25 protein-coding genes are annotated in these 25,580 nt (G+C 46.0%); 24 read left to right on the top strand and 1 reads right to left on the bottom strand.

Features of this window, described 5'->3' with window-relative positions:
- Nucleotides 1–68 precede the first annotated feature (68 nt).
- Nucleotides 69–1,088 carry a beta-N-acetylhexosaminidase gene (gene nagZ / locus KCV09_RS09400; protein ID WP_212515077.1) on the bottom strand — a complete coding sequence of 340 codons (1,020 nt, stop codon included), beginning with the start codon at nt 1,086–1,088 and terminating at the stop codon, nt 69–71.
- A 232-nt stretch (nt 1,089–1,320) separates the two neighbouring features.
- Here nagZ and KCV09_RS09395 point away from each other — a divergent pair, with 232 nt between their 5' ends.
- The 24 genes from KCV09_RS09395 to KCV09_RS09280 all read left to right on the top strand — a co-directional run bounded on the left by KCV09_RS09395 (nt 1,321) and on the right by KCV09_RS09280 (nt 25,563).
- Complete coding sequence (locus KCV09_RS09395) at nt 1,321–3,504, top strand: carboxy terminal-processing peptidase (protein ID WP_119025182.1); 2,184 nt, start codon at nt 1,321–1,323, stop codon at nt 3,502–3,504.
- 162 nt (nt 3,505–3,666) lie between these two features.
- Entirely contained in the window at nt 3,667–4,950 is a 1,284-nt protein-coding gene (locus tag KCV09_RS09390) for a glycosyltransferase family 4 protein (protein ID WP_151815169.1), read from the top strand.
- Nucleotides 4,951–4,975: 25 nt separating this feature from the next.
- Nucleotides 4,976–5,527: a phosphatase PAP2 family protein gene (locus KCV09_RS09385; protein WP_004943680.1), complete on the top strand. Its 552-nt coding sequence runs from the start codon at nt 4,976–4,978 to the stop codon at nt 5,525–5,527.
- Nucleotides 5,528–5,598: 71 nt separating this feature from the next.
- Nucleotides 5,599–5,799: a Fe-S cluster assembly protein IscX gene (gene iscX / locus KCV09_RS09380; protein ID WP_004932909.1), complete on the top strand. Its 201-nt coding sequence runs from the start codon at nt 5,599–5,601 to the stop codon at nt 5,797–5,799.
- Between the two features lie 108 nt (nt 5,800–5,907).
- Nucleotides 5,908–6,339 carry a nucleoside-diphosphate kinase gene (gene ndk, locus KCV09_RS09375; protein ID WP_004932912.1) on the top strand — a complete coding sequence of 144 codons (432 nt, stop codon included), beginning with the start codon at nt 5,908–5,910 and terminating at the stop codon, nt 6,337–6,339.
- A 121-nt stretch (nt 6,340–6,460) separates the two neighbouring features.
- Nucleotides 6,461–7,705, top strand: coding sequence for a 23S rRNA (adenine(2503)-C(2))-methyltransferase RlmN (gene rlmN / locus KCV09_RS09370; protein WP_004932914.1), 1,245 nt, complete (start codon nt 6,461–6,463; stop codon nt 7,703–7,705).
- 59 nt (nt 7,706–7,764) lie between these two features.
- Entirely contained in the window at nt 7,765–8,523 is a 759-nt protein-coding gene (gene pilW, locus KCV09_RS09365) for a type IV pilus biogenesis/stability protein PilW (protein WP_025095393.1), read from the top strand.
- Nucleotides 8,514–9,296, top strand: coding sequence for a helix-turn-helix domain-containing protein (locus KCV09_RS09360; RefSeq protein ID WP_004943670.1), 783 nt, complete (start codon nt 8,514–8,516; stop codon nt 9,294–9,296). Before pilW ends, KCV09_RS09360 begins: the two co-directional genes overlap by 10 nt.
- A gap of 25 nt (nt 9,297–9,321) precedes the next feature.
- Nucleotides 9,322–10,437: a flavodoxin-dependent (E)-4-hydroxy-3-methylbut-2-enyl-diphosphate synthase gene (gene ispG / locus KCV09_RS09355; protein ID WP_004932923.1), complete on the top strand. Its 1,116-nt coding sequence runs from the start codon at nt 9,322–9,324 to the stop codon at nt 10,435–10,437.
- Complete coding sequence (gene hisS / locus KCV09_RS09350) at nt 10,434–11,726, top strand: histidine--tRNA ligase (protein WP_151794860.1); 1,293 nt, start codon at nt 10,434–10,436, stop codon at nt 11,724–11,726. The genes ispG and hisS overlap by 4 nt, the downstream gene beginning before the upstream one ends.
- Nucleotides 11,727–11,757: 31 nt before the next feature.
- Complete coding sequence (locus KCV09_RS09345) at nt 11,758–12,459, top strand: YfgM family protein (protein ID WP_004932928.1); 702 nt, start codon at nt 11,758–11,760, stop codon at nt 12,457–12,459.
- The gene (gene bamB, locus KCV09_RS09340) at nt 12,459–13,613 is read left to right on the top strand and encodes an outer membrane protein assembly factor BamB (protein WP_004932930.1); all 1,155 of its coding nucleotides are present in this window, start codon (nt 12,459–12,461) and stop codon (nt 13,611–13,613) included. Before KCV09_RS09345 ends, bamB begins: the two co-directional genes overlap by 1 nt.
- Nucleotides 13,614–13,799: 186 nt before the next feature.
- On the top strand, nt 13,800–15,209 hold the full coding sequence (gene der / locus KCV09_RS09335; RefSeq protein WP_025095396.1) for a ribosome biogenesis GTPase Der: 1,410 nt from the start codon (nt 13,800–13,802) through the stop codon (nt 15,207–15,209).
- Between the two features lie 160 nt (nt 15,210–15,369).
- A complete protein-coding gene (locus KCV09_RS09330; RefSeq protein WP_025095397.1) occupies nt 15,370–15,984 on the top strand; it encodes a beta-ketoacyl synthase chain length factor in 615 nt (204 codons plus the stop codon).
- The gene (locus KCV09_RS09325) at nt 15,957–16,277 is read left to right on the top strand and encodes a hypothetical protein (protein ID WP_212515076.1); all 321 of its coding nucleotides are present in this window, start codon (nt 15,957–15,959) and stop codon (nt 16,275–16,277) included. Before KCV09_RS09330 ends, KCV09_RS09325 begins: the two co-directional genes overlap by 28 nt.
- A 67-nt stretch (nt 16,278–16,344) precedes the next feature.
- Nucleotides 16,345–16,605, top strand: a complete 261-nt coding sequence (locus KCV09_RS09320; RefSeq protein ID WP_004932939.1) for a phosphopantetheine-binding protein — start codon at nt 16,345–16,347, stop codon at nt 16,603–16,605.
- A gap of 117 nt (nt 16,606–16,722) precedes the next feature.
- The gene (locus KCV09_RS09315) at nt 16,723–17,277 is read left to right on the top strand and encodes a COG4648 family protein (protein ID WP_004932942.1); all 555 of its coding nucleotides are present in this window, start codon (nt 16,723–16,725) and stop codon (nt 17,275–17,277) included.
- The gene (locus KCV09_RS09310) at nt 17,270–18,940 is read left to right on the top strand and encodes an AMP-binding protein (protein WP_151815171.1); all 1,671 of its coding nucleotides are present in this window, start codon (nt 17,270–17,272) and stop codon (nt 18,938–18,940) included. Before KCV09_RS09315 ends, KCV09_RS09310 begins: the two co-directional genes overlap by 8 nt.
- A gap of 1 nt (nt 18,941) precedes the next feature.
- Nucleotides 18,942–19,679, top strand: coding sequence for a glycosyltransferase family 2 protein (locus KCV09_RS09305; RefSeq protein ID WP_004932947.1), 738 nt, complete (start codon nt 18,942–18,944; stop codon nt 19,677–19,679).
- 2 nt (nt 19,680–19,681) lie between these two features.
- Complete coding sequence (locus KCV09_RS09300; protein WP_151815172.1) at nt 19,682–20,605, top strand: LpxL/LpxP family acyltransferase; 924 nt, start codon at nt 19,682–19,684, stop codon at nt 20,603–20,605.
- 25 nt (nt 20,606–20,630) lie between these two features.
- Entirely contained in the window at nt 20,631–22,178 is a 1,548-nt protein-coding gene (locus KCV09_RS09295) for an HAL/PAL/TAL family ammonia-lyase (protein ID WP_171497695.1), read from the top strand.
- Nucleotides 22,168–22,596 carry an acyl-CoA thioesterase gene (locus tag KCV09_RS09290; RefSeq protein WP_055414434.1) on the top strand — a complete coding sequence of 143 codons (429 nt, stop codon included), beginning with the start codon at nt 22,168–22,170 and terminating at the stop codon, nt 22,594–22,596. The genes KCV09_RS09295 and KCV09_RS09290 overlap by 11 nt, the downstream gene beginning before the upstream one ends.
- A 50-nt stretch (nt 22,597–22,646) precedes the next feature.
- Nucleotides 22,647–23,264, top strand: coding sequence for a LolA family protein (locus KCV09_RS09285; protein ID WP_370685087.1), 618 nt, complete (start codon nt 22,647–22,649; stop codon nt 23,262–23,264).
- A complete protein-coding gene (locus KCV09_RS09280; RefSeq protein ID WP_212515766.1) occupies nt 23,239–25,563 on the top strand; it encodes an MMPL family transporter in 2,325 nt (774 codons plus the stop codon). Before KCV09_RS09285 ends, KCV09_RS09280 begins: the two co-directional genes overlap by 26 nt.
- Nucleotides 25,564–25,580 lie beyond the last annotated feature (17 nt).

Here is a 25,580-nt window from a genome sequence, read left to right as displayed (position 1 = left end):
TTCTCGCGTTTTACCAGAAGCTGCGTACAGCTTCTGGTTTAGATTAGATCCTTGCTGCTCTATGCAAGTTAAAATGAATTTTTAAACGCTTCAATAGCATTTTTAGTCGTTTGCCATGTTTCTCCGAGCGATAATGCACTTGAAATTTTCAGTTCAGGGCATTGACCACGCATGCGGCTTAAACGATCTTGATTAGGAAGTGCATAAGTGGAAATGGCATCCAGCGCCAAACATGCTGCTGCGCGATCATTACAGACCAGTCCCATATCACAGCCTGCATCAAGTGCCGCTTTTAAGCGTGCATCTGCGCCACCAGCCACGCAAGCGGCTTGCATCGTCAAGTCATCTGAAAACAAAACGCCATCAAAACCAAGTTGCTTGCGCAGCACCTCTTGAATCCAAAACGGTGAGAAGCCAGCCGGATGTGGATCGACCTGATCATAAATCACGTGTGCAGGCATCAGGGCATCCAGTTGAGGCATCAACTGAATAAAGGTCTGCATGTCGGTCCGATAAATCTCATCGTAGTGACGCGAGTCAATCGCCGCGGCTACATGCGAATCGGCTTTGACCGAGCCGTGTCCCGGAAAATGTTTTCCTGTGGTCGCCATGCCTGCTTGTTTCATTCCACGCATAAAGGCCGCTGCAAGCACGGTAATATCATGCGGATTGTTGGCAAAGCTCCGATCGCCAATCACATCACTGATGGCATTGATATCAAGTACTGGCGCGAAACTAAAGTCGATTCCGACAGCCAGTACTTCGGTAGCCATTAGCCAGCCGCATTGTTCGGCCAGAGCAACTGCCTGCTCAGGTTGCTCAAGATAATATTCACCGAATTTACCCATGGCAGGAAGTGCGCTAAAACCGGTTCTCAGGCGTTGCACACGTCCGCCTTCTTGATCCACGGCAATTAAAATGTCGGGACGAATTTGACGCATGTGATCGGTCAGGGCGCGTACTTGAGCGGGTGATTCGATGTTTCTTGAAAATAAAATCATGCCGCCGACTTGCGGAGCGCGCAAGAGTTCAATATCTTCTTGAGTAAGCTCTGTGCCAGCAATGTCGAGCATCAATGCGCCAATCATATAAGAATCCGTTTTGGGGTGTGAATTAAAGAACGATAACGGAATTTTGCAATGATTTGCTACATTTTGTCAGCACAGAATATGATAAAACTACACGACGTACACAAATTAAGTTGATTAAGATGTTGAATCGACGATAAAGATCGAAGACTCGGCGTGTGGGGTGAATTGCATTTTCAACGGCTAGGCAATCCACCCTGATAATGGAAAGCTCAGGACGTATTAAGAATTTATGAAACTTCAAGTACTCGCATGTGCAGTTGCGCTCGCAACTGGCGGTTTTTTCTTCTCCCATGCAATTAATGAGGCAATCGCCGCGACCGATACTGTTTCTGTTTCTCAGTCGATTCAACCTACCAAAGAACAAGCGCTGGTGTCGCGCCAACTCGCAACGCTGGTGGATCGTCAACATTATCTCAACATGCGTCTGGATGCCACGACATCGAACCGCATCTTAGATATGTATCTCGATAGCCTCGATCCGGATCATTCGATTTTTCTTGCTGCTGAAGTGGCTCAATATAAGCAAAAATACGGACCGACCTTCGGTGCTGCCTTAAAAGCAGGCGATTTATCTGGTCCGTTTACCATTCATGCGCAATACCGTGAACATCTTAAAGCGTTTTACGAGTTTGTACTTAATGAGCTGAAAAAGCCGCAAAATCTCAAACAGCCAAATGTCTATATTGAGACAGACCGCGAAAAAGCACCATATTTTAAAACGGCTGCCGAGCAGCAAGATTACTGGCGTAAAATGCTGGTGTCGCAGTTGATCAACATGACCATCAGCAAAGAAGAGGATCTGGCCAAACAAAAGGCACTTAAAGACAATCCTTCACTTGCAAATGGGCAGGACTTGGCCAGTGCAGATGATTTAACCCCTGTTCAAACCTTGGTGAAACGTTACACACGTCAGTTGGAACGTTTGAAGCGGGTGAAAAGCGATGACGTGCTCGATAAGACACTCAACGCGATGATGGCCACTTATGATCCACATAGTAATTATTATCCGCCAATCGATGCCATTGAGCTCAACCGCCAGACAACGTTACAGCTTGAAGGGATTGGAGTATCGATTCGTCCTGAACGTGGCAATGAAGACTACACCAAAATTGAAACCATTGTAGAAGGTGGTCCGGCAAGTAAGTCGGGTCAAATTAAATCCGGTGATCGTATCATTGGGGTGGCCCAAGATGGCGACAAGATGGTCGACGTGATTGGCTGGCCAAGTTCGGAAATTGTAGGACTGATTCGCGGTAAACGCGGTACCAAAGTCACGATTCGTGTGTTGGGTCCGGGGGCTCAGATGAGTCAGGCCCGCAGTGTGACTTTGGTGCGTGATGTCATTCAGGAAGAAGATGCCGGTGTGCGTTCACGTACTGTAGAGCTGACTCGTGACGGTAAAAAACATGTGTACGGTGTGATTGAAATTCCATCGTTTTACTTAAATTATCGCGCCCGTCGTGCCGGTACCGAGTATCGTTCGGTCTCTGAAGATACCAACAATGCCTTGAAGGCACTTTCTGCCAAAAATGTTGAAGGGATTATCATCGATTTACGTAACAACCCAGGTGGTTCGCTTGAAGAAGTGGCGCGTATGCTTGGGCAAGTGATTAAATCTGGTCCTGTGGTTCAAATTCGAGATGGTAACGGTAATGTCAGTGTCTTTGAAGACAACGACGGTGGCGCACAGACCTACGCAGGTCCGCTGGCGATTTTGGTGAATCTGGCGTCTGCATCGGCGAGTGAAATTTACTCTGCGGCCATACAAGACTATGAGCGTGGCGTGGTGATTGGTAGTACCACTACAGGCAAGGGAACTGCACAGGTGCAGTTAGACAGTCTGGCCTACGGTCAGGCGACCTTGACACAGCGTAAATTCTACCGCGTGACCGGTGGAAGTACCCAAAATAAAGGGGTTATTCCAGACATTAAGCTGGTGGATATTTACGATGAAGAGTTTGGTGAGCGTAAAGCCAAAAATGCATTGAAGTGGGATACCATTCCAACCGCACCGTTTAAACGTGAAGGTTCAATTCAGCCTTACGTGACTAAATTGGCGCAGTTATCAACGCAACGTGTTTCGAAAGATCCGCAATTTAATTACTTGGAAACACGTAAGTCGATTGCACAAGAAACCAAAGATCAGAAGCGCACTGTGCTCGATATCGACCAACGCAAGGCTGAAATTTTGGCATTAGAGAAGCAAACCCTAGATGCCGAAAACAAACGCCGTGCGGCGACAGGTTTGAAGCCTTATGCTAATTGGGAAACCTATCAGGCTTCTTTGGATGCGCTCAGTGAATCGCGTGCCAAAATGAAAGCTACGCAGCGTCCGCCGCTTCCTGAAGAAGAGGCTTTTGTGAATGAGGCGATGAATGTGTTGCTAGACTACTCAAAGCTCCAAGGGAAATAAGCCTTAACATGCTTTAAAAAAACCTTCTCGCGATCAATGTATAAGGATGGCGAGGAGGTTTTTTTTATAGTGTTGTCAGAAAACTGTCATATCAAGATCATGAAAGTGTCAAAGAGGCTGCTTAAACTTTGAGCTATGATAAATACGCCAATGGACGCTTGTATGTACGGTATTCCCGCTACAACGCTACTAAAACAACAACAGATTCCAGAAAGTTTTAAATTTTATTTTAAACGTCGTTTCAATCCTTTTTCACGGGATCTAGATTGCCTGAATGAGCTGGTTCGCCCACGTTTAAAAATTGCGATCGTAACCGAAACATGGCCGCCAGAAATCAATGGGGTGGCCATGTCTTTGCTACAGCTCTGCAAGGGCTTACAGGCACAAGGTCATAAAATTCTACTGATTCGACCACAACAAAAACGAGCTTGTGCCGAATTTACGCCGCATCGTGAATGTTTGGTGCATGCACAAAAAATTCCCAAATATCCAGAGCTGCAATTCGGCTGGCCACAGTATCTGAAAGTATCTAAAGCTTTAGAAAGCTTTGCACCTGATGTGGTACATATTGTAACGGAAGGGCCATTAGGACTCTGTGCGTTATATGCGGCGCAGGCCCGAAAAATCCCGCTTTCCAGTGGGTTTCACTCGCCGTTTCAGGATTTTAGCCGCTTTTTTGATTTGGCATTTTTACTCAAACCCATACAAGGCTATTTACGCTGGTTTCATAATCATACCCAAATGACCTGTGTGCCCAGTAAAGACACCGAGAAAGCCTTACGTGCATTTGGTGTAACCTGCCCGCTAGCGATTGTGGGGCGAGGGGTTGATCCAGATTTTTTTTCACCAAGCCATCGAAACGAATCTTTAAGGCAATCTTGGCAGGCTGCACCCGATACATGCGTGATGCTTTATGTCGGGCGTCTGTCTCCTGAAAAAGAGATTGATCTACTAATTGAAAATTATCTGGCGATGCAGCGTACCGAGCGGGTACGCCATAAACTGGTGATTGTTGGGGATGGCCCAGACCGAGCACGATTGCAGGCATTTGATCAAAATCGTGACGTAATATTTACGGGAAGTTTAAGTGGCAGGAATCTTGCAGAAGCTTATGCAAGCGCAGATGTATTTGTGTTTGCAAGTCAAGTAGAAACCTTTGGTAATGTGGTGCTCGAAGCCATGGCCAGTGGTCTACCTGTCGTGGCTTACGATTACGCCTGTGCGCATCAATATGTGCAACACGGTGTAACAGGATGGTTGAGCCCTGTCGGGCAACCTGCTACGTTTATTCACAACATGCGTCAGCTGCCTGCTGCTATGATGCTACGGCAAATGGGACGTCTCGCGCGGCAGCGCGTAGAACAAGATGGCTGGCAATTTCCCGTACAACAAATGGAACAAGCCTTATATCGGGTGGTCAAGGAGCCCTACATGACATCATTCTAAACGTTAAGCGTGAGGAGAACACACCATGAATTTTAAGAATGCAAAAATAAGAATACTGGACCTCGATTTAAGAGGATGTGTGTATCTAAATCATTTTTCACACTCACAGCGTGTTGCCACATTTTTTAAAGTGGTCAGCCGTTTGGGTGACGGTTCGTTTTGGTACGCTATGCTGGCGATGGTCTGGATAACAAAAGGTTTGCCTTATGGCATACAAATCGTGTACCTCGTGCTGGGTAGCTCAATTGGAACCGCGCTATACAAATTTTTGAAGCATAAAACGACCCGGCCTCGCCCTTACCAAGTGCATCAAGTGATTGTACTGGGAGAGCGTCCGCTAGATCATTTCAGCTTTCCGTCTGGGCATACCTTACACGCGGTCATGGCAACCATCTGCTTAGGTTATGTTATGCCTGTACTCGTAACGCTCATGCTGCCGTTTACTTTGCTGGTGGCGTTATCTCGCATGATTTTGGGTTTACATTATCCAAGTGATGTGATGGTCGGCGCACTGATCGGTGCATCAATCGCTGGCATGATTATTTTTTGTGCGCCAATGTTGGGCGTTGTGCTTTGAGAAACGATTCTCTCTGTTTTATAAATTTGCTACAGTAACCAGACTTCATCTTAAACAGACAGGAACCTCGAATGGGCCTACGTTGGACAGACACCATTGATATTGCCATTGAGCTTTCAGAAGCACATCCAGAGGTCGATCCGCAATGGATTCGTTTTACCGACCTACACGCATGGGTGTGCGCCTTACCCGATTTTAATGATGATCCGCAAAAATCGACAGAAGGACTGTTAGAGGCCATCCAAATGGCCTGGATTGACGAAGTTCGATAAAAATCACACAAAAAACCAAACTTTTACCGATTCGAAGCTGATTATTGGCCCGGACATCGGTATAATGCGGCAAATTTTTTTCACGTTTAAAGCGTATAGGAGCCACTCATGGCAATTGAACGTACTCTGTCTATTATCAAGCCAGATGCTGTAGGTAAAAATCACATTGGTGAAATCATCGCTCGTTTCGAAAAAGCAGGTTTGAAGCCAGTTGCTGTTAAATACAAGCACTTGACTCAAGCTGAAGCTGAAGGCTTCTACGCTGAGCACAAAGAACGCGGTTTCTTTGCTGACCTCGTTGCGTTCATGACTTCTGGTCCAGTGGTTGTTTCTGCGCTTGAAGGCGAAAACGCTGTACTTGCTCACCGTGAAATCTTGGGTGCAACTAACCCGAAAGAAGCGGCTCCTGGTACAATTCGTGCAGACTTTGCAACAAGCATTGACGAAAATGCTGCGCACGGTTCTGACTCAGTTGCATCTGCTGAGCGCGAAATTGCGTACTTCTTTGCTGCGGACGAAATCTTCCCGCGCACTCGCTAATTAAAAGCAATTAAACCAGATAAGTGGTATCATACTTATCTGGTTTTTTTATTCTCTCATGAAGTGATTGTTTTATTTTTAAACAATCGAATTTCATCTCTATTTTGGTTTAGGTAATCTCATGACATCTGCAGTAGGCGTTTCAGTGCCAAATACAGACGCACCGCATTCTTCATCTACATCTCAAATGGCTGTGGACAAAGACGTCGTGAAGCCGAAATTAAACCTTTTAGGGATGTCGCGTAAAGAACTCGAACAATTTTTTGAACAGATTGGCGAAAAGAAATTTCGTGCCGGTCAGATCATGAAATGGATTCATCAGTATTTTGTTACCGATTTTGCCGAAATGACCAATATTTCGGGCAAACTGCGCGCCAAACTTGAGCAAGTGTGTGAAGTCAAAGCGCCGCATGTGGTGCATCGTCATTATTCTAAAGACGGCACGCGTAAGTGGGTGTTTCGTGTGGGGGATGGTGAAGGCTCACTGGTCGAAACCGTTCTGATTCCGGCAGAAGATAAAACCGGTTCACGTAAAACCCTATGTATCTCTTCACAAGTGGGCTGTGCATTGGATTGCTCGTTTTGTTCGACGGGTAAACAAGGCTTTCAGCGTGATTTAACGCCTGATGAAATTATTGGTCAGCTTTGGGTGGCCAATCAGTCTTATGTTGAAGATGTACCCGTCGCAGAACGTACCCGTTCGGTGACCAATGTGGTAATGATGGGTATGGGCGAGCCGTTATTGAACTTCAAGCCTGTGGTTCATTCGATGTCGATCATGTTAGATGACTTTGCCTACGGTATGTCGAAGCGCCGTGTGACTTTGTCGACGTCGGGTGTCGTGCCAATGATCGATAAGTTGGCTGAAGAGTTGGATGTCGCCCTCGCGATTTCTTTACATGCGCCAAATAACGAACTGCGTGATGAGTTGGTGCCGATCAACAAAAAATATCCGCTTGAACAGCTTATTCCGGCAGCACAGCGTTATATTTCCAAAGATGGCAATGAAAGTGCACGTAAGCACGTGACCATCGAATATGTGATGCTCGATGGCGTAAACGATCATCCTGAACATGCACAGCAGATGATTAAACTGCTGAAAAATTTACCAAGTAAAATTAATTTAATTCCGTTTAATCCGTTTCCGCACGCGCCGTATGGTCGCTCAAGCCGTAATCGTATCATGGCGTTTCAAAAAGCTTTGTCTGATGCCGGTTTTGTGTGTACGATTCGACAGACACGTGGTGATGACATTGATGCGGCATGTGGCCAGTTAGTCGGGCAGGTAGCTGACCGTACACGTCGCGCCGAACAATGGAAAAAGAAAGTTGCGCAGCGACAAGAGATTATGCGCTCACAAGGATAAGCATTGGGAGTGGTAAGTTGAGTAAGGCCTATACAATTAGAAAGTCATTCGCTGCCACTATGCTGGCGGCGCTTCTTTTATCTGGATGCCAAACGACTTCAATAAAAAAAGATCCGCAAAAAGGCGCGAAAGTCCGGACTCAACTTGCAGCAGAATATATCAAAACAGGTGATCTTGATGCTGCCAAGCGTGCGCTAGATCATGCACTCAAAGTCGAACCGAAAGACAGCAATGCCAACATGATGATGGGGGTGTTGCTACAGCAAGAGGGCAGTCGCCCAAATCTTGAAAAAGCCGATGAATATTTTGCACGTGCTGTAGCGCTGGATCCGGAGAATGCTCAGGCCAGAAACAACTATGGCGCTTATTTGTATCAGATGAAACGTTATCATGATGCAATTCAACAATTGACACGCGCCGGTAGTACATTAGGATATGACCAGCGCTATCTGGCATTGGAAAATTTAGGTCGGATTTATTTGCATCTGGGGGGTGTTTCGAATGCTGAAAAAATGTTCAAACAGGCACTTCAGGCAAACCGTGATTCAACTGTTTCAATGTTAGAGTTAGCAGAAATTTATTATTTGCAACACAAAATTCCTGCCTCGACAGAGATGTATGAACAATATGTTCGAACTGTTGGGCAGAAAAATCAGAGTGCTCGTGCACTTTGGGTGGGAATTCGCGTCGCGAGAGCGAATGCCGACCGGACTGGGGTGCAAGTATTGGTAAATCAGCTTCGTATTTTTTACCCAGATAGTCCAGAATATCAACGTTATATGCAATTACAGTACAGTACTGAGGCCGTATGGAAATAAATCCTAATTCACAGCAGCCAACTGGCTCAAGTTTACCCACTTCTGCATTAGGAAATGTACAACGTCCCGGTGAGTATTTACGTCAAATCCGTATTGCGAAAAAGCTGGAGCTCGAGCACGTTGCGGACGCGCTGAAAATGCCGGTAAAAACCTTAACGGCACTTGAAAGCGATGATTATAAAGTGCTGCCAGAGGCCACGTTTATCAAAGGTTATTATCGTTCGTATGCAAAGTATTTAAATGCGGATGCATCGATCATTATTCAACGTTTTGATGAAATCTATGCCAATGATACGGGCTTATTGCCGAATCATGCGCTGACCAACTCGCCGATTAAGATCATGGGTAAATTGCCGGGTTCAAACAGCGAGCGTAATCGTAAATGGTTAAAACGTAGCGTGCTGATTGTATTGGTTCTGGTCATTCTTGGACTGATTTTTACCGCCATTCAAAACTGGTCAAGCAAGAAAAATGATGCCACTGCGCCTGCGGCATCGAACGTTGAAATTTTACCGATGGGAAATGCTTCGGCAGCATCGGGCGACCAGTTGGTCTTGAACTTTACCCGTCCAACCTCTATTCATATTGTAGATTCAACCGGTAAGGTGCTTGCAACAGGTCGTCAGGCATCCACACTGGAGTTGTCGGGCCAGTCACCTTTTCAGATTCGACTTGATGATGCGTCTGCTGTGTCGTTGAGTTTAAATCAAGAGCAAATTTCATTGTCGCCTTATACCGTAAACGGCAAAGCAGAATTCCGTTTATCGCGTTAAGACAGAGAAAGTAGAGCACCCAACGATGATCGAAAATCCTATAAAACGCCGTCCGACCCGTAAAATTCGTGTTGGCTCTGTCTATGTCGGTGGCGATGCACCTATCAGTATTCAAAGCATGACCAACACAGAAACCTGTGATGTCGATGCAACTGTTGCACAAATTCAACGATGTGCAGATGCGGGTGTTGATATTATGCGTGTCTCTGTGCCTTCTATGGAGGCTGCTGAAGCGTTTGGTCAAATCCGTAAACGTGTTTCAGTGCCATTAGTGGCGGATATTCATTTTGATCACAAAATTGCCTTGGCTGTGGCTGATTACGGAGCAGACTGCTTGCGTATCAACCCAGGCAATATCGGCTCTGATCAAAAAGTGCGTGAAGTGGTGGCCGCGGCTCGTCATCATGATATTTCGATCCGTATTGGTGTCAATGCTGGCTCGCTAGAAAAAGATTTGCAAAAAAAGTATGGCGAACCGACAGGTGCAGCCTTGCTTGAATCGGCTATGCGTCATATCGATATTTTAGATCGTTTGAACTTTCATGAGTTTAAAGTCAGTGTGAAAGCATCGAATGTATTTTTAACCATGGATGCTTATCGCTTGCTTTCGCAGCAGATTGATAATCCACTGCATTTGGGTGTAACCGAAGCTGGGATTTACCGCACAGGCACGGTCAAATCTGCGATTGCACTCGGTGGCTTGCTGATGGAAGGCATTGGCGATACTATGCGTATCTCCTTGGCAGCTGAGCCAGAAGATGAAGTTAAAATCGGCTTTGATATTCTCAAATCACTTGGTTTGCGTTCAAACGGGATTAACTTTATTGCGTGTCCAAGCTGTTCTCGTCAAGAGTTTGATGTGATCAAGGTCATGCAATCGCTCGAAGAGCGCTTAGAAGATGTTCGTACCCCAATGGACCTGTCGGTGATTGGGTGTAAGGTAAATGGTCCGGGTGAGGCGAAGGAAGCTGATATCGGTGTTGTGGGTGCTTCTCCTCGTTCATTGGTCTATCGTAACGGTGAAAAAAGTCACCTGATCGATACGGACCAGTTGGTTGATGAAATCGAATCAATGGTTCGTCAGCGTGTGAAAGAGATCGAAGAAGCTAAATCTAAAGAAATTATTCGTAGTTCATCATGAGTTCAATTGTCGCAATTAAAGGTTTTAATGACGTTCTTCCTGCTCAAACGCCAGCATGGAGACGTCTTGAACAGCATCTCGCTTCTTTGATGGATGCATACGGTTACCAACAGATTCGCTTGCCGATTGTTGAACAAACAGGCTTATTCAAGCGTGCAATTGGTGATGCAACGGATATTGTCGAAAAGGAAATGTACACCTTTCTCGACAAAGGAACACCACCAGAATCTTTAACACTGCGTCCTGAAGGTACTGCAGGTTGTGTACGTGCCATGCTCGAACACAACTTACTGCGTGGCGCCACTCCGCGTGTTTGGTATGTTGGACCTATGTTTCGCTACGAAAAACCACAGAAGGGACGTTATCGTCAATTTCATCAGTTTGGTGTAGAAACCTTTGGGGTGGCAACGCCAGACATCGATGCCGAACTGATCATGATGACGGCACGTTTGTGGAAACGCATGGGTGTATCCGATAAAGTTCAACTTGAGCTCAACACCTTGGGTGAAATGGATGAGCGTGCTGAATATCGAGCTGCATTGGTCGATTTTTTAAATCAGCACAAAGATGCACTTGATGAAGATTCTCAGCGTCGTTTGGGCACCAATCCGCTACGTATTTTAGATTCGAAAATTGAATCAACCCAAAAGATCTTGGAAAATGCACCGAAACTACATGATTTTCTTAAAGAAGAAAGTTTGGCTCATTTCCAGCAATTGCAAGATTATCTGACTCAGGCGGGCGTATCGTTTGTCATTAACCAAAAACTGGTTCGTGGTCTCGATTACTACAACAAAACGGTATTTGAATGGACCACAACGTTGTTGGGTTCGCAAGGGACGGTATGTGCAGGCGGTCGTTATGATGGTCTGGTCGGGCAACTCAAAGGTAAGGCGGATCAATCTATACCTGCGGTAGGTTTTGCTATGGGCATGGAGCGACTTTTACTCTTGCTTGAACAAGTTGAACAGGTTCAAGCCGTGCGTGATTGTGATGTCTTTTTAGTGGCCGAACCGGCCTATCAAGGCAAGGCACTGGTGCTGGCAGAACAGGTGCGTGATCAGCTTGAGCAGCTCAACCATCCGCTTCGAATTAAAACCGGTTCTCAGGGCAGTATGAAGAGTCAAATGAAAAAAGCCGACCAATCTGGTGCGCGCTTTGCTGTGATTCTTGGAGAACGAGAGTGGACTGCACAGGAGCTTGCGATTAAAGAGTTGGCAACGGCAGAACAGTCTCAGGTTGCGCTCTCGGCGCTTGTACCATTTTTAATTGAAAAAATTGCAAATTAAGCTGAAGATTTGAAGGATAAAGGACACACGCATGAGCGCATTAAGTGAAGAAGAACAACTCGATAACTTGAAGTCGTTCAGTAAAAAATATGGTTCAGCTCTTATTATCGGGATCCTTATTGCGCTCATTGCCTTTTTGGGTTGGCAGTATTGGCAAAAGAAAACCTTGGCTGAAAACCAGACTCGTACCGCAAAAGTTCAGCAACTGATGGATCAGGCGCAAGCGGCTGAATCGAATCCAGATGCACTCAATAATCTTTATGCAGCAGCAGACAAGATTGTCAAAGATGCACCAGATTCAATTCAAGCGATTCAAGTTGAATTCATGCTGGCTAAAATTGCCTACGACAAAGGTGATTATGCAGGCGCCGAAAAATCGCTGAAAAAAATCGAGACTACAAAAATAAATGATGAAGGGCTTGTGCAACTCATCAAATTACGTTTATCTAATGCGCAACTTGCGCAAAAGAAGTATGATGAGGCGTTAAAAACGCTATCATCTGTTACCGATCCAGCATTCAAAGCCACAGCTGAAGAAGCTCGCGGCGATGTCTACGTTGCAAAAAATGATATCGCTTCTGCTCGCAAGGCGTATCAAAGTGCATGGGATGTTTTGCTAGAACGTAAACAAGAGCGTCAAATTTTACAAATTAAACTCGAAAGTGTAGGCGTTTTAGTAGATGATCCTGAGATCGAGCGCCCGATTCTAGACACACAGGTGGATGAGTCTTAATGGATATAAAGTATAAATTTCCGTTTGCATTAATGATTGTATCAGCCGCCTTAGTCGGTTGTTCAACCAACAAGTTAAAAAAGGAAGAGGCCAAGCCGAATCCTTTGCCTAAACTTGCACAGACGCAAACGCAAGCGCTCGTACCTGTTTTTTCTCAACGTGTGTCATCAATGCCTAAGGCAGATCCTTTGCGTCTTCAGCTTGATAATGTCAATGGAGTCATTTTTGTACCAGATCCGAAAGGTAAAGTTTCGGCATATCGTGGTAAAGATCGCCTCTGGACTACACGTGTGACCAAGCATCGTCTGACTGCGGGTACGGTCGCAGGTGAAGGTATTGTCGTGGTCGGGACTGCAAAAGGTGAACTTTTCGCGCTTGATCAGCAAACGGGTGAGCAAAAGTGGAAAGTACAGCTTAGTGGTGCTGTGCTTAGTCCGTCTCTGATTTATCAAGGACGCGTCACCACCATCGCCAATGATGGTACAGTGTTTGCACACGATGCTGCCACAGGTCAGCAGGTCTGGACCTACAAAATGCCAAGCATCCAATTTAGTTTGCGCGGCCAGCCATCACCTGTCATGCTTGACGACCGTACAGTTGTTGCGGCCAGTGCCAACGGCTATGTTTATGGTATTGACGTCATCAGCGGTATTCCACGTTTTCAGCGCCGCGTTGCTGTAAGTGAAGGACGTTCTGACGTACAGCGCCTGATCGACATCGATGGTGATCCGGTCGTTTCTGGCCAATATTTGGTGACGGTGAGTTATCAAGGTCAAGTAACGGTTACTGACCTCACCAATTTGAGTGTGGTGTGGAATCAGGATTCAAGCAGTAACAAGCGCCCGGCTGTCTATGACAACAAAGTGTTTATTTCGCAAAGCGACGGTAAACTCAGTGCCTTTGATTTAGGTACAGGTTCGAAGCTCTGGGAAAGTGATGTACTGCTCAATCGTCAGTTAAGTAATCCTGTTATGCTAGGAAAAGACTTGGTGGTGGGTGATCTAGATGGCGTGATCCATTTGATCAATCCAAATTCTGGTCAGCTCATCGGGCGTGCCAAAACACGTGGAGAAGTCAGTTCGCTGCGTGTAGTAGACGGTCATTTATATACCTCTACCGCAAAAGGTGCCTTAACCATCTGGGAAGTACGTTAATTTTTCCTCAGCTTGTGTTAAACTAGCCGCTCGGCGAAACGCTTATCAAATTCATCGGGGTATTTTGAATACTAAACCATTCAAAACCCCGTATTTTTATTTGGGCCTCTGGCCTTTTGTCTTCCTTATTTATCGTTTCTGATGCAGATGCCATGAGAGATGGCAGATCTTGAAAAAGGTTACTCTATGAAACCCGTTATTGCGCTCATTGGTCGTCCGAATGTCGGAAAATCAACATTGTTTAACCAGATTACCAAGAGTCGTGATGCACTCGTGGCTGATTTTGCAGGGCTTACCCGTGACCGTAAATATGGTGATGCGGTTTACCAAAATAAATCATTTATTGTTGTCGATACCGGTGGTATTGGTGAGGGTGAGGCGGGCATTGATGCCTACATGGCTGAACAATCCAAAACAGCCATTCATGAAGCAGACATCATCATTTTTGTGGTCGATGCCCGTGCAGGTCTGTTGGCATCGGATGAGCAAATCGCACGTGAAATTCGTAGCTTAGGTAAAAAAGTCTACCTTGTAGCCAACAAAGTAGACGGAGTACATGCAGAAGCCGCTGTGGTTGAGTTTTACAAACTTGGCTTTGGTGAGCCGTTACATGTGGCGGCCAGCCATGGTCGTGGCGTGGCACAAATGCTTGAAGATGTGCTAGTAGATGTGCCTGAAGATGAAAATCCTGAAGAACACGACAAAGCCACAGGCTTGCGTTTGGCGATTATTGGTCGCCCGAATGTGGGTAAATCGACCTTGGTCAATCGCCTGTTAGGTGAAGAGCGTGTAGTGGCATTTGACCAGCCAGGCACAACGCGTGACTCGATTTATATTCCATTTGAGCGTGATGGACGTCAATATACGCTGATCGACACTGCGGGTGTGCGTCGTAAGGGTAAAGTCGATGAAATGATTGAGAAATTCTCGGTCGTTAAGACGCTACAAGCCATGAAAGATGCGCATGTGGTCGTGGTGGTGGTCGATGCGCGTGAAGGCATTGTCGAGCAAGACTTACACTTGATCGGTTATGCGCTTGAAGCTGGCCGTGCCATGGTGATTGCCATTAATAAATGGGATAACATGACCGAATATGACCGCAAGCAATGTAAGCTTGATGTCGAGCGCCGTTTTGACTTTATTCCATGGGCAAAAATTCACTTGATCTCTGCTTTACATGGCACAGGTGTTGGTGAGCTGTATCCATCGATTCACCGTGCTTACGAGTCGGCAAATCTGAAAGTTTCGCCAGCCAAACTGACCCAGATTTTGAATGATGCCACCGAAGCGCATCAACCTCCAATGGTGAGCGGTCGTCGTATCAAAATGCGTTATGCGCATATGGGCGGACAAAATCCACCAACGATTGTGATTCACGGAAACAAGGTTGATAAAACACCAGCGGATTATCGCCGTTACCTCGAAAATGTATTCCGTAAAGTATACAAGCTTGAGGGTACACCTGTTCGCATCGACTTTAAAACCTCTGAAAACCCATTTGAAGGGCGTAAATCGCAAGTCGATGAACGTGTGGCTGCTCGTCGTCGTCGTTATGTACAGAAGTTCAAGAAAGCCGAGAAGAAATTTAAGCGTTAATTGCTCAATCGAGAAACCCCGAACATGTTCGGGGTTTTTTATTGCGTGTTTGTGTGGATGCATCCTCATGCATCGCCTTTAGCGTTTGTTTTTACTGAATCGACTAATGCTATAATTCGTGCGGTTTCAACACAATAATGAAAATAGGCTGAAATTTTACATGCTCAAACTTCATCTTTCTTCTTTACGACATTGTTATGCTGGTGAGGGGCTAAGTGCTTTAGAATCTGTACCCGCCATGCAGCGTCGGAGACTTTCGGCATTGGCCAAGCTGGCCTTAAATGTGGCCATCGAGACCGTGAATGAGCAAGCAGTCGACTATATTGTCTGGGCTTCATGTTATGGCGATGAAACCAAAACCTATGGCATCTTAAAAGATGTTTTGACCGACCAGACCCCATCACCTACGCAGTTTTCAACATCGGTTCATAATGCCATTGGCGGCCTATATTCGATTTTATGTCAAGATGACACTATTTCGACGAGCTTAAGTTGCTCATGGTCGAAAGCCATGATTGAAGCCTACGCCATTTTAAAAACACAACCGCAGGTAAAACGCGTTATGGTGGTGTTTTACGAAGAGCCATTGCCAGAGATTTACGATGATAAAGTGACATTTGACGCCTTTGCCATGTCGGCAGTGGTCAGCTTGGAGGCGCCAAATTTATCGCTTGAAGGATTAATCTCTTCGCAGGAAATAGAAGCACTTGGCTTTTATGCGTTTTGGAATGCATCGGAACAACACGCATGGCGCGGCTGGCACAAGCTGAAGTAGTAGCATTTATCGCGATGGTGCAGCGTGTTGGCCTGATTACATTTCTGATGCAAGATCTCATCAATTTATTCATGATTGTGTTCCACGTTTATCGCACAATATTCCCGAACGTTTCACGGATGATGGCAAATTGTGACGCATCAAAACTGCATCGCAGTACACGCGAATCGATAAATGCAGGCTATAATGGTGCGACGTGGGCCTGTCAATTTAACAAAAATGCAAGAAGGTCGCGTGATGGGTTGAACATTCTCGATCAACAAGACAGTTTTCAACTTTTTTCGCTGGTTTAAGTGTCGCATTTAGATGTGTTTACGCTTTCAATCGGTATCGGTCAGATTTTTGGTATGAGTGATTTACATGAGCAATCTTGCGAATGAATTAAAACAAATGATCATTGATGTATTGGCATTGGAAGATATTCAAGCCGCTGACATTGATGATACTGCACCGCTTTTTGGTGAAGGCTTGGGGCTCGATTCTATTGATGCCTTGGAGCTGGGTTTGGCCCTTAAAAAACGCTACAACATTCATTTGAATGCTGAATCGGATGAAACCAAACAGCATTTTCGTTCGATCCAGAGCTTGGTGGCTTTGGTTGAAAGTCAGCAAAAAGCCTGACGGATATGAGTGATACGCACGGGGCGACTGCATGATGGTGATAAACATTCATGCTGGTGACATTGGTCGATATCGAAGTGGACTCATCCACAAATATGAAATAGGAATCGCCCATCCATGCAAAAATTAATGCAGGTGTTGATTGCCCTTATGTTTGTGGCTTATCCCTTTTTGGTCGGCTGGAGTCTGGCCCGAGGCAGCTTTATGGCAGTCAGTATTATGCTGATTGCGCTTGGTTTACTACGTTTACTGGTCAAAAGTAGCGCTTTTTTATGGCCTCTCAGTCTATTTACTGTGGTGTGTGGTGCCATGAGCGTCTTGTTTAATGACCATATGTGGCTAAAAGTCTATCCTGTATTGACCAGTCTGGGGGCCTTTGCCATTTTTGCATCGACCTTGTGGCGCCCACCTTCCATGATTGAACGTTTTGCCCGAATCATGCAGCCTGACTTACCAGCCTCGGGCGTACAGTGGACGCGCCGAGTGACCTTTGTATGGTGTGGTTTTTTTATTCTCAATGCGGCCATTTCATGGTGGACCAGTGTGTATGCGTCCACCGAGATCTGGGTACTTTATAATGGTTTTATTTCCTATGTCCTCATGGGAATTTTATTAATTGGCGAATTTATTTTAAGAAAACGCCACCAGCGTTTGCAGCACAATAATGAATGATCTTTTAAGTCAGCGTATAGCGTCAACTTTGCCTCTGGCCTTTAACCGAGACTTACACCCCATATCATTTGCCGATTTCTGGCAGGATGTGGCTGAGCAAGCCGCCTGGATTGCCCAGCGGATCGAGCCTGTTTGGGCGCTCTGGGAACAAGACAGCTATGACTTTCTGGTGCTTTTCTTTGCCGCTTTGCAGGCTGGAAAGCATTTACGTTTGCCGCCACACAAAGTGGCGCAGCTTGAACAGAAATTTAAAGCTGAATCGATTTATTTTTTAAGTCGTCAGGAAGTTGACCGTACTCTTGCGCCGCTCGTATTGGATGTCAGTCCGAATTTTGCTGCTCGGGCTCAAATTGATTTTTATACCTCAGGTTCGACCGGAGAGCCAAAGCTCATTGCACGAACGCTCGAGCAATTGCTGCTTGAGGTAATCGGGCTTCATGCAACATTTGCAATTTCGCCTACGGCCGTCAGCTTGGCAACAGTTAGCCATCAGCATATTTATGGCCTGCTGTTTAAAGTACTTTGGCCCTTGGTCGGTGGACGGAGTTTCTATGCGCCTCAATTGACATTTCCTGAAGAAATCCTTGCTGTTCAGAATGCTTTTGCTGCGCAGGGAATCGCGAATATATTGATTTCAAGCCCTGCATTGCTCAAGCGATGGCCTGCAGATCACACCTTGAGTCGGAACGAGATCGTCTTTTCATCGGGAGGCAAACTCGATGATGGTGTGCGTGCACAGGTCGATTTTACGATTACTGAAATTCTGGGGAGTTCTGAAACCGGTGGGATTGCCTTTCGGGATCAGGATTTGCACCCATGGCGGGCATTTGACGATGTTCAGATTCGTATCGATCAGCAACATTTAATGGTGCAAACCGCGCATGCGCATACCGATGACTGGATCATCACGGGTGATTTGGCTGTATGGGCAGATTCGGATCATTTGGGGCATGGCTTTCATTTGGGCGGACGTGCCGACCGATTGATTAAACTTGAAGAGAAACGTCTGAGTTTAGATGCCATTGAGCAGGCGATTGCCACATTATCATGGGTCAAGCAGTGCCATGCATTATTGATCGATCGTCAGCAGCGTCAGTTGCTGGCCTGTATTGTAGTGTTGCATGAAGAAGCACATCAACAGTTGAGCACCGAAGGCAAGCAGTACTGGGTGGCAAAAATTAAACAGGCATTGCAAGAAGCGCTGGAGCCTATTGCAATTCCACGTTTGTGGCGCTTTTTAACAGAGCTGCCACACAATACGCAGTCCAAGCTCGATCATCGGTATTTAAAGCGGCTTTTTAAGTCGATGCAGCAGCCTGTGATACTTCAGCGCCTATCATGCGATGAGGCTTGGCGTTATCGGCTGGAATTTGTGCCAGAACTGAAATGCTTTAAAGGGCATTTTCCGAATCAACCTGTTTATCCGGGCGTAGCCTTAATTGGCTGTGCCGAAGCCTTTGCTCGGGAGGTTTGGCCAGATTTGGTGTGGTGCAATGGTTATGAACAAGTGAAATTTCAGCAGGCAATTTTGCCATATTCTATTGTTGAGTTAACGCTGATACGTAAGGCCAACAAGATCAGCTATACATTTGCTCAAGCTCAAACCAGCATGGCCACTGGACGTTTAAGCTTTATCGAAACAGATTTGGGTCAGGATGTTTAACATGACGAATTATGGTTTTATTGTTCCGGTGTTTAATCATCCGCACCATTTGGATCAGCTCGTGGCCACGCTTGATCAATTCGATTTGCAGATCATTTTGATTAATGACGGCAGTGATGCCCATTGTACCCAAAAGATGCGTGAGCTGGATCAGAAATACATCAAGGTTCATCTGCTCGAACATCCATATAATCAGGGCAAAGGGCAGGCCGTCATCACAGGCCTGATCTATGCCGATCAGTTGGGCCTGACCCATGCCTTACAAATCGATTGCGATGGCCAACACCACTGGGATGATATTGAAAAATTTCTGACGGTCTCGCAGCAATATCCCGATCGCGTGATTATCGGGCAGCCTATATTTGATGACTCCATCCCGAAAGAACGTTTGTATGGACGTTATCTGACGCATATTTTGGTCTGGATTCAAAGTTTATCGTTTGAGATTAAAGACAGTATGTGTGGTTTTCGCGTTTATCCGCTGGCACCCACCCTTAAACTGATTCAAGCAAGCAAGTTCCAACCGCGTATGGGCTTCGATACCGAAATTTTAGTACGTCTCAAATGGGAAAATCTGCATTTTATTAATGTACCAACGCCTGTGATTTACCCTGATGATGGAATCTCGCACTATCATTTGTTGCGTGACAATATTGGGGTGACGCAGGCACATATTCGCTTGGTGGGCGGTATGCTCAAGCGCTTACCACGATTGTTGAAACAAAAAATTAAGGGCTAAATATGCAGCAGCCGACACAAGATTGGAGCAAAATCCGAGAGCGTGGCAGTTCAAGCCTGCTGATGGTCGTGCTGTATTTTTATCGCTTGGGCGGGCGCTGGCTCTGCCGCAAATTGATGCTTATCGTGATTGCATGGTACTGGCTATTTGCGGTGACTGCACGTCAGGCATCGCTGGCTTATTTAAGGCAATTACACCAGTTTGCTGGTGCGCGTTCGCCCTTTATTTCGGCGCCTTCATGGCTACACAGCTACCGTCATTTTATGAATTTCGGTGAATGTATTTTAGATAAAATGGAAGGCTGGCTGGGCGATGTTCCCGAACAAAAATTAAAGCTATTTGGCGATCAGCATTTTCGTGAAGCCTATCAAAAAGGTACCTTAATGGTGGTGTCTCATTTTGGTAATATCGAATTATTTCGAGCGATTAAAGCGGAACATCCGCAGAAAGTCACGATTTTGGTGTATCAAAAAAATGCCACTGAATTTAATCGCTTTTTAAAACGTCTCAATGATCAGGTCGATGTCAATCTAATTTCAGTCGATGAACTTGGACTTGAAACCGCCATTTTACTTGAAGAAAAACTCAAACAAGGGGAATGGGTGATTATTGCGGCAGATCGAACGCCTGTAGATTCTGATCGCGTTCAGCATCTTGCATTTTTAGGACGTGAAGCCACATGGCCACAAGGCGCCTGGATACTGGCCAGCTTACTCAAGGTGCCGGTTTTAGCCGTGTTTTGTTATCGACATCAGCAGCAGTTTGAAGTACATGTGCATAAGATTGCTGATGTCGTCAATTTATCTCGAAAAGATCGTCTGCACGCCATGCAACAGGTCACAGCGCGCTATGTTGCATTATTAGAGCAGCATTGCCTACGCGCACCGTATCAATGGTTTAACTTTTATCATTTTTGGAACAAATAATTTGAAGATCGCAGCCAGCACACCCATTACCGTTGGACTACAGCCACTTCAGATTGAAGACGTGGTTCAGGTTGCACATGCGGGGGCCATGGTGGCCTTGCCGAACGATACCGAGTGGCGCGGGCGTATCCAGCGTGGAGCAGACTTTCTGGATGACTTGCTGCAACGAGATGGTGTTATCTATGGTGTGACCACAGGTTATGGTGATTCTTGCTTGGTCAATGTGCCTGCACATCAAGTGCATGAGTTGCCGCTGCATTTATCACGCTTTCACGGCTGCGGACTAGGGCAAAATCTGGATCTGGTGAGTGCCCGTGCGGTGGTCTTGGTGCGCTTATGCTCATTGGCACGCGGCTTTTCGGGCGTATCACTAACGCTGCTTGAACGTCTCACATGGATGCTCAATGAAAATATTATTCCGGTTATTCCCTCGGAAGGCTCGGTAGGCGCAAGTGGTGATCTGACACCGCTGTCTTATATTGCTGCAACCCTGATTGGCGAACGTGAAGTCTATTATCAGGGTGAAATCGTGCCTGTGGCCGATGTGTATCGTGCAAAAGGCATACAGCCGTTGGTGTTACGCCCCAAAGAGGGGTTGGCACTGATGAACGGAACGGCAGTCATGACCGCGCTGGCCTGTCTGAATTATATGCGTGCAGCACAATTGAGTACGGCGGCGACCTTGGTTACTGCACTGAATGTGGTCGCACTCGACGGTAATCCTAGCCATTTTGATGAAGTTTTATTTGCTCAAAAACCGCATCCGGGTCAGCAAAAAATCGCGGCACAATTGCGTACGTGGCTTAACGAGGCGGCTCAAACAGCGGCGCAAAGTCCGCGTCTGCAAGATCGTTACTCGCTACGTTGTGCGCCTCATGTGATTGGTGTATTTGAAGATTCAAAAGTCTGGCTACGTCAATTTATCGAAAATGAACTCAATTCAAGCAATGACAATCCGTTGATTGATCCCGATCAGTTACGGGTCTTGCACGGCGGTCATTTCTATGGCGGGCATATTGCACAGGCCATGGACAGCATGAAAATCATGGTGGCCAATCTGGCCGATTTGATGGATCGTCAGCTGGCGCAATTGGTCGATCATAAAATGAATCACGGCCTACCGCGTAATCTGACGGGTGCCACAGCAGAGCGTTTGCCGCTCAATCATGGCTTTAAAGCGGTTCAGATTGCCGTATCTGCTTGGACTGCAGAAGCCTTAAAACATACATTGTCGGCTTCAATTTTTTCTCGTTCTACCGAATGTCATAACCAAGATAAAGTCAGTATGGGCACCATTGCCGCCCGAGATGCAAGTCGTGTGATTGCATTAACCGAGCAGGTGATGGCAGCGCTGTGCTGTGCCAGTGTACAAGCACTGCATTTAAAAGGACGTTCGGCTCAGATTAGTCCTGTATTGGGCTCATTTCGCGATTGGACTTTAGCCTCATTTGATTTACTCATTGAAGACCGACCATTGCAAACCGAACTGCAACAGATTGTTGATCGTTTCGCCAACTTTGAATTGTCCAATACATCTTGGATGCAGCAACAGGAGCAGCAATATGCAGGCTGAGGTTATCATTGAAGTGCCTTTTCACGATGTGGATGCCATGAATGTGGTCTGGCACGGCTATTATTTGAAATACTTCGAAATTGCGCGCTGTAAATTGTTGGATCAATTTGATTATAACTATCGGCAAATGCAAGCCTCGGGCTATCTCTGGCCAGTGATTGAAAGCCATGTCAAATATGTGCAAGGCATTCAGTTTCAGCAAAAAATTCGGGTTCGCGCCATTTTAAAAGAATGGGAGACTCGTTTGAAAATCGAGTATGTGATCTTCGACAATGAAACAGGTCAACGTCTAACCAAAGGCTATACGACACAAGTGGCAGTGGATATCCAGAGCAAAGCCATGTGTTTTCAGTCGCCCAAAATCTTGTTTGAGCGTTTGAATGCATGGGCCGACTTCCATCCTTCAAAGGAGTCATAAGCATGAGTACACAGTATTTTGGTCATGTGGCACATCGCTGGCACAGCGCCGTGATGGCGGTTTTGAGTGCATTGTTATTGGGTATCGTTCTTTTCAACAATGCGCATGCTGCATCGCCTGAGGTAAACCAGATCTTTAAACAACTGGCACAAACCTCGACAGTACGTGCTGATTTTGAGCAAAAAAAGAAGCTGGCGTCGTTAAATAAAACTTTTGTTTCGACAGGTCAGCTCGTATTTTCAAAAAACAGCGGTGTGCTGTGGCAGTTACAGCGTCCTGTACAAGCCGATATTGTGGTCACACCGACCAAGCTGATTCAAAAAACCAGTAAAAGCATGAGTCAGTTAGATGTGGCCAAATCACCTTATGGTTCTGTGGCGACATTGTTTTTACAATTGATGTCGGGTAATCCAGCAGTATTGGATCAGCACTTTAATGTGACGCAGGCCAAGATCAATCCACAAGGCTGGTCGATTCAAATGACGCCAAAAAGTACTTTATTTAAAAAGCTTTTTTCACAAGTAGATTTAAATGGTCAGCAATTTATTAACCAAATCGTGATTGTTGAAAAAGGCAATAACAGCACTGTTCTGAATTTTAGCCAACAACGCGCCCAACCTGCGACACTCACTGCTCATGAAAATGCACTTTTCCAATTGGCAAAATAAGCTCGGCTTGGTATGGCTCATGATCTTACTGGTCATTAGCCTAATCTTGGGCGTTGCATGGTTAAAAAAAGACATTCATATTCAAACCAATGTTTTTGCCCTACTGCCAAAACTCAGTCAGGATACCCAGTTAGAACGTACGCAACAGTATGTCGCGGGACAGCTCAACCAGACCGTATTTTTAGTGCTCGATGCCAAGACACCCGCGCAGATGCAGCAGGCTACGCAAAGTTTACAGCAGTCATTACAGCATAATCCGTTGTTTACACCCTTAAAGCCTCAAGCCGACTTAGAGCAGATTGGTCGAGTGATGTACCAGCATCGTGATGGCCTGCTTAGCCCAGAGGATCAAGCCCTGCTACAAAAGCAGGACTATGCCGCACTGACCGAAAAAAGTTTGCTGCAATTGATGACGCCGGGTATGCCCGTGACAGCAGAAGGACTAACCCAAGATCCATTCATGCTGTTTAGTCGCTATCTGATGGCCAATGCACAGCACCTGCAAAGCAGCAATATTGAACTGGAAAATGGTTTTGCCACGCTGCATGAGCAGGGAAAAATCTCTCGCTTATTTACCTTGAATCTGAGCAAAAGCCCGTACAATATCGACTATCAAGAGCAAGTATCGGCATGGATCGATACGACTCGACAACAGTTGAATCGCATGCAGGTGACCAGTCACTGGACAGGTACGTTACTGTTTGCCAATTATGGTACCCAGTCGGCCAAACAAGAAATTTCCACGATTGGCTTAGGCTCTACGCTAGGATTGGTGTTTCTGGTCTGGTTTGGCTTTCGTTCACTTCGCCCACTTCTTACCGAGTTTATTGCCGTCACTACAGGCAGTTTGGTGGCTTTTGCTGTCACTCACTGGATTTTTTCTGAAATACATCTGATGACCTTGGTATTCGGCGCAAGTTTGATCGGGGTATGTGTCGATTTTTCTTTTTACTTTATGGCGATGCAGTCACAACATCGCAAGCTCAATGGATTTGCCGTTTTAAAACCGCTATTGCCCAGCTTGTTTATGGGGCTTATGACCACTGTGGTGGCCTATCTGTTTTTAAGTATTACGCCATTTCCGGGCTTTCGCCAGATTGCCGTGTTTTCTATTGTGGGGCTGGTCTCGGCGTGGATCACCAGCATTTTACTATTGCCTCGATTGCCTCCATTGCATGCCGAAGCAGCTATTCGACATTTGGCATGGGTGGGCAAAGTGCGTGTCTGGTTCTTGCAGCACACACGCGTACGCTACCTGACGCTGCTTTCGATTGTTGTAATTGGTGGTGTCAGTCTGTTGTTTTTAAAACCTAATGATGACATTCGCAACTTGCAAAGCATGGATCAGATGCTTAAGCAGGAAGATCACTATGTGCGTAGTCGCTTTACCGGACAGCAAGGCAGTGAATATTTTATTGTGCGCGGCGATACACCCGAGCATATGCAACAAAACGAACAGCGTTTGCTAGGGCAGCTTGCGCAGTTACAGGCAAAAGGGCAGTTGACTGGTGTGCAGGCACTCGGGCAATGGATTCCAACGGTAGCGCAGCAACAGCAACATATTGCAATGCTCAAAACAATCCCAGCAACTGAATTGGCACACTACGCAACAGCGCTGGGTTTGCCGCTGGAGACGTTGCAACGCTGGCAGCAACAGCTTGGAAAGACACCTGCGCTGACCTTAGACGCATTTAGCGAGCATCCACTGGCATTTTTGCAGGTGAGTCCGACCGAACGACTGGTCATGCTAAGTGGTATTCAGAACAGTAGTTCATTACGTGCGCTGGAAAATAATCAGATTATTTTGCAGCAGCCCGTACAAGAATTGTCAGATTTATTCCAACAACACCGCATACAGGCTCAGCATTTGCTGTTTTACGCATTGATCGCCTTGGCTGTTGGATTGGGTGCTATTTATGGGCCATGGTCGGTTGTTCCGTTGGTGATGCCTGTATCGCTGGCCTTACTGACGACTTTTGCAATTCAGGCATGGCTTGGTGTCGAGATCAATCTGTTTAGTATTATGGCCACCTTTTTGATTGTTGGAATCGGTGTGGACTATGCCATTTTCTATCGTCACGGTCACGATCATCCACAGGTCGTGGGGATGGCATTATTCTTGTGTATGATGTCGACTTTGCTCGGTTTTGGTTTATTATCATTAAGCAATACCTATGCAATTCATTGTTTTGGTCTGACGGTTTTGTTTGGCGTCATTTTTTCCTTTGTATATGCGACGCTATTTACCAAAGCCGATGAAGCGCATCAGGTGATTTCACATTATCCGTCCAATAACTAAAATTTACAGGTCATGTG

The organism is Acinetobacter soli, from assembly GCF_018139125.1.
In the GTDB taxonomy this organism is placed as follows: Bacteria; Pseudomonadota; Gammaproteobacteria; order Pseudomonadales; family Moraxellaceae; genus Acinetobacter; species Acinetobacter soli.
Note: the sequence above shows the minus strand (reverse complement) of the source record. Positions and strands in the feature narration are given on the sequence as shown.

Bases quoted from the DNA above. Each gene is read 5' to 3' on its own strand.
- KCV09_RS09345 (WP_004932928.1), top strand. From the start codon at position 11,758: ATGAGCGCATTAAGTGAAGAAGAACAACTCGATAACTTGAAGTCGTTC.
- KCV09_RS09320 (WP_004932939.1), top strand. From the start codon at position 16,345: ATGAGCAATCTTGCGAATGAATTAAAACAAATGATCATTGATGTATTG.
- KCV09_RS09385 (WP_004943680.1), top strand. From the start codon at position 4,976: ATGAATTTTAAGAATGCAAAAATAAGAATACTGGACCTCGATTTAAGA.
- KCV09_RS09305 (WP_004932947.1), top strand. From the start codon at position 18,942: ATGACGAATTATGGTTTTATTGTTCCGGTGTTTAATCATCCGCACCAT.
- KCV09_RS09290 (WP_055414434.1), top strand. From the start codon at position 22,168: ATGCAGGCTGAGGTTATCATTGAAGTGCCTTTTCACGATGTGGATGCC.
- KCV09_RS09395 (WP_119025182.1), top strand. From the start codon at position 1,321: ATGAAACTTCAAGTACTCGCATGTGCAGTTGCGCTCGCAACTGGCGGT.
- KCV09_RS09315 (WP_004932942.1), top strand. From the start codon at position 16,723: ATGCAAAAATTAATGCAGGTGTTGATTGCCCTTATGTTTGTGGCTTAT.
- pilW (WP_025095393.1), top strand. From the start codon at position 7,765: ATGCTGGCGGCGCTTCTTTTATCTGGATGCCAAACGACTTCAATAAAA.
- ispG (WP_004932923.1), top strand. From the start codon at position 9,322: ATGATCGAAAATCCTATAAAACGCCGTCCGACCCGTAAAATTCGTGTT.
- KCV09_RS09325 (WP_212515076.1), top strand. From the start codon at position 15,957: ATGGCGCGGCTGGCACAAGCTGAAGTAGTAGCATTTATCGCGATGGTG.
- KCV09_RS09280 (WP_212515766.1), top strand. From the start codon at position 23,239: ATGCACTTTTCCAATTGGCAAAATAAGCTCGGCTTGGTATGGCTCATG.
- KCV09_RS09310 (WP_151815171.1), top strand. From the start codon at position 17,270: ATGAATGATCTTTTAAGTCAGCGTATAGCGTCAACTTTGCCTCTGGCC.
- der (WP_025095396.1), top strand. From the start codon at position 13,800: ATGAAACCCGTTATTGCGCTCATTGGTCGTCCGAATGTCGGAAAATCA.
- KCV09_RS09300 (WP_151815172.1), top strand. From the start codon at position 19,682: ATGCAGCAGCCGACACAAGATTGGAGCAAAATCCGAGAGCGTGGCAGT.
- nagZ (WP_212515077.1), bottom strand. From the start codon at position 1,088: ATGATTGGCGCATTGATGCTCGACATTGCTGGCACAGAGCTTACTCAA.
- bamB (WP_004932930.1), top strand. From the start codon at position 12,459: ATGGATATAAAGTATAAATTTCCGTTTGCATTAATGATTGTATCAGCC.
- rlmN (WP_004932914.1), top strand. From the start codon at position 6,461: ATGACATCTGCAGTAGGCGTTTCAGTGCCAAATACAGACGCACCGCAT.
- iscX (WP_004932909.1), top strand. From the start codon at position 5,599: ATGGGCCTACGTTGGACAGACACCATTGATATTGCCATTGAGCTTTCA.
- KCV09_RS09390 (WP_151815169.1), top strand. From the start codon at position 3,667: ATGTACGGTATTCCCGCTACAACGCTACTAAAACAACAACAGATTCCA.
- hisS (WP_151794860.1), top strand. From the start codon at position 10,434: ATGAGTTCAATTGTCGCAATTAAAGGTTTTAATGACGTTCTTCCTGCT.
- KCV09_RS09330 (WP_025095397.1), top strand. From the start codon at position 15,370: ATGCTCAAACTTCATCTTTCTTCTTTACGACATTGTTATGCTGGTGAG.
- ndk (WP_004932912.1), top strand. From the start codon at position 5,908: ATGGCAATTGAACGTACTCTGTCTATTATCAAGCCAGATGCTGTAGGT.
- KCV09_RS09360 (WP_004943670.1), top strand. From the start codon at position 8,514: ATGGAAATAAATCCTAATTCACAGCAGCCAACTGGCTCAAGTTTACCC.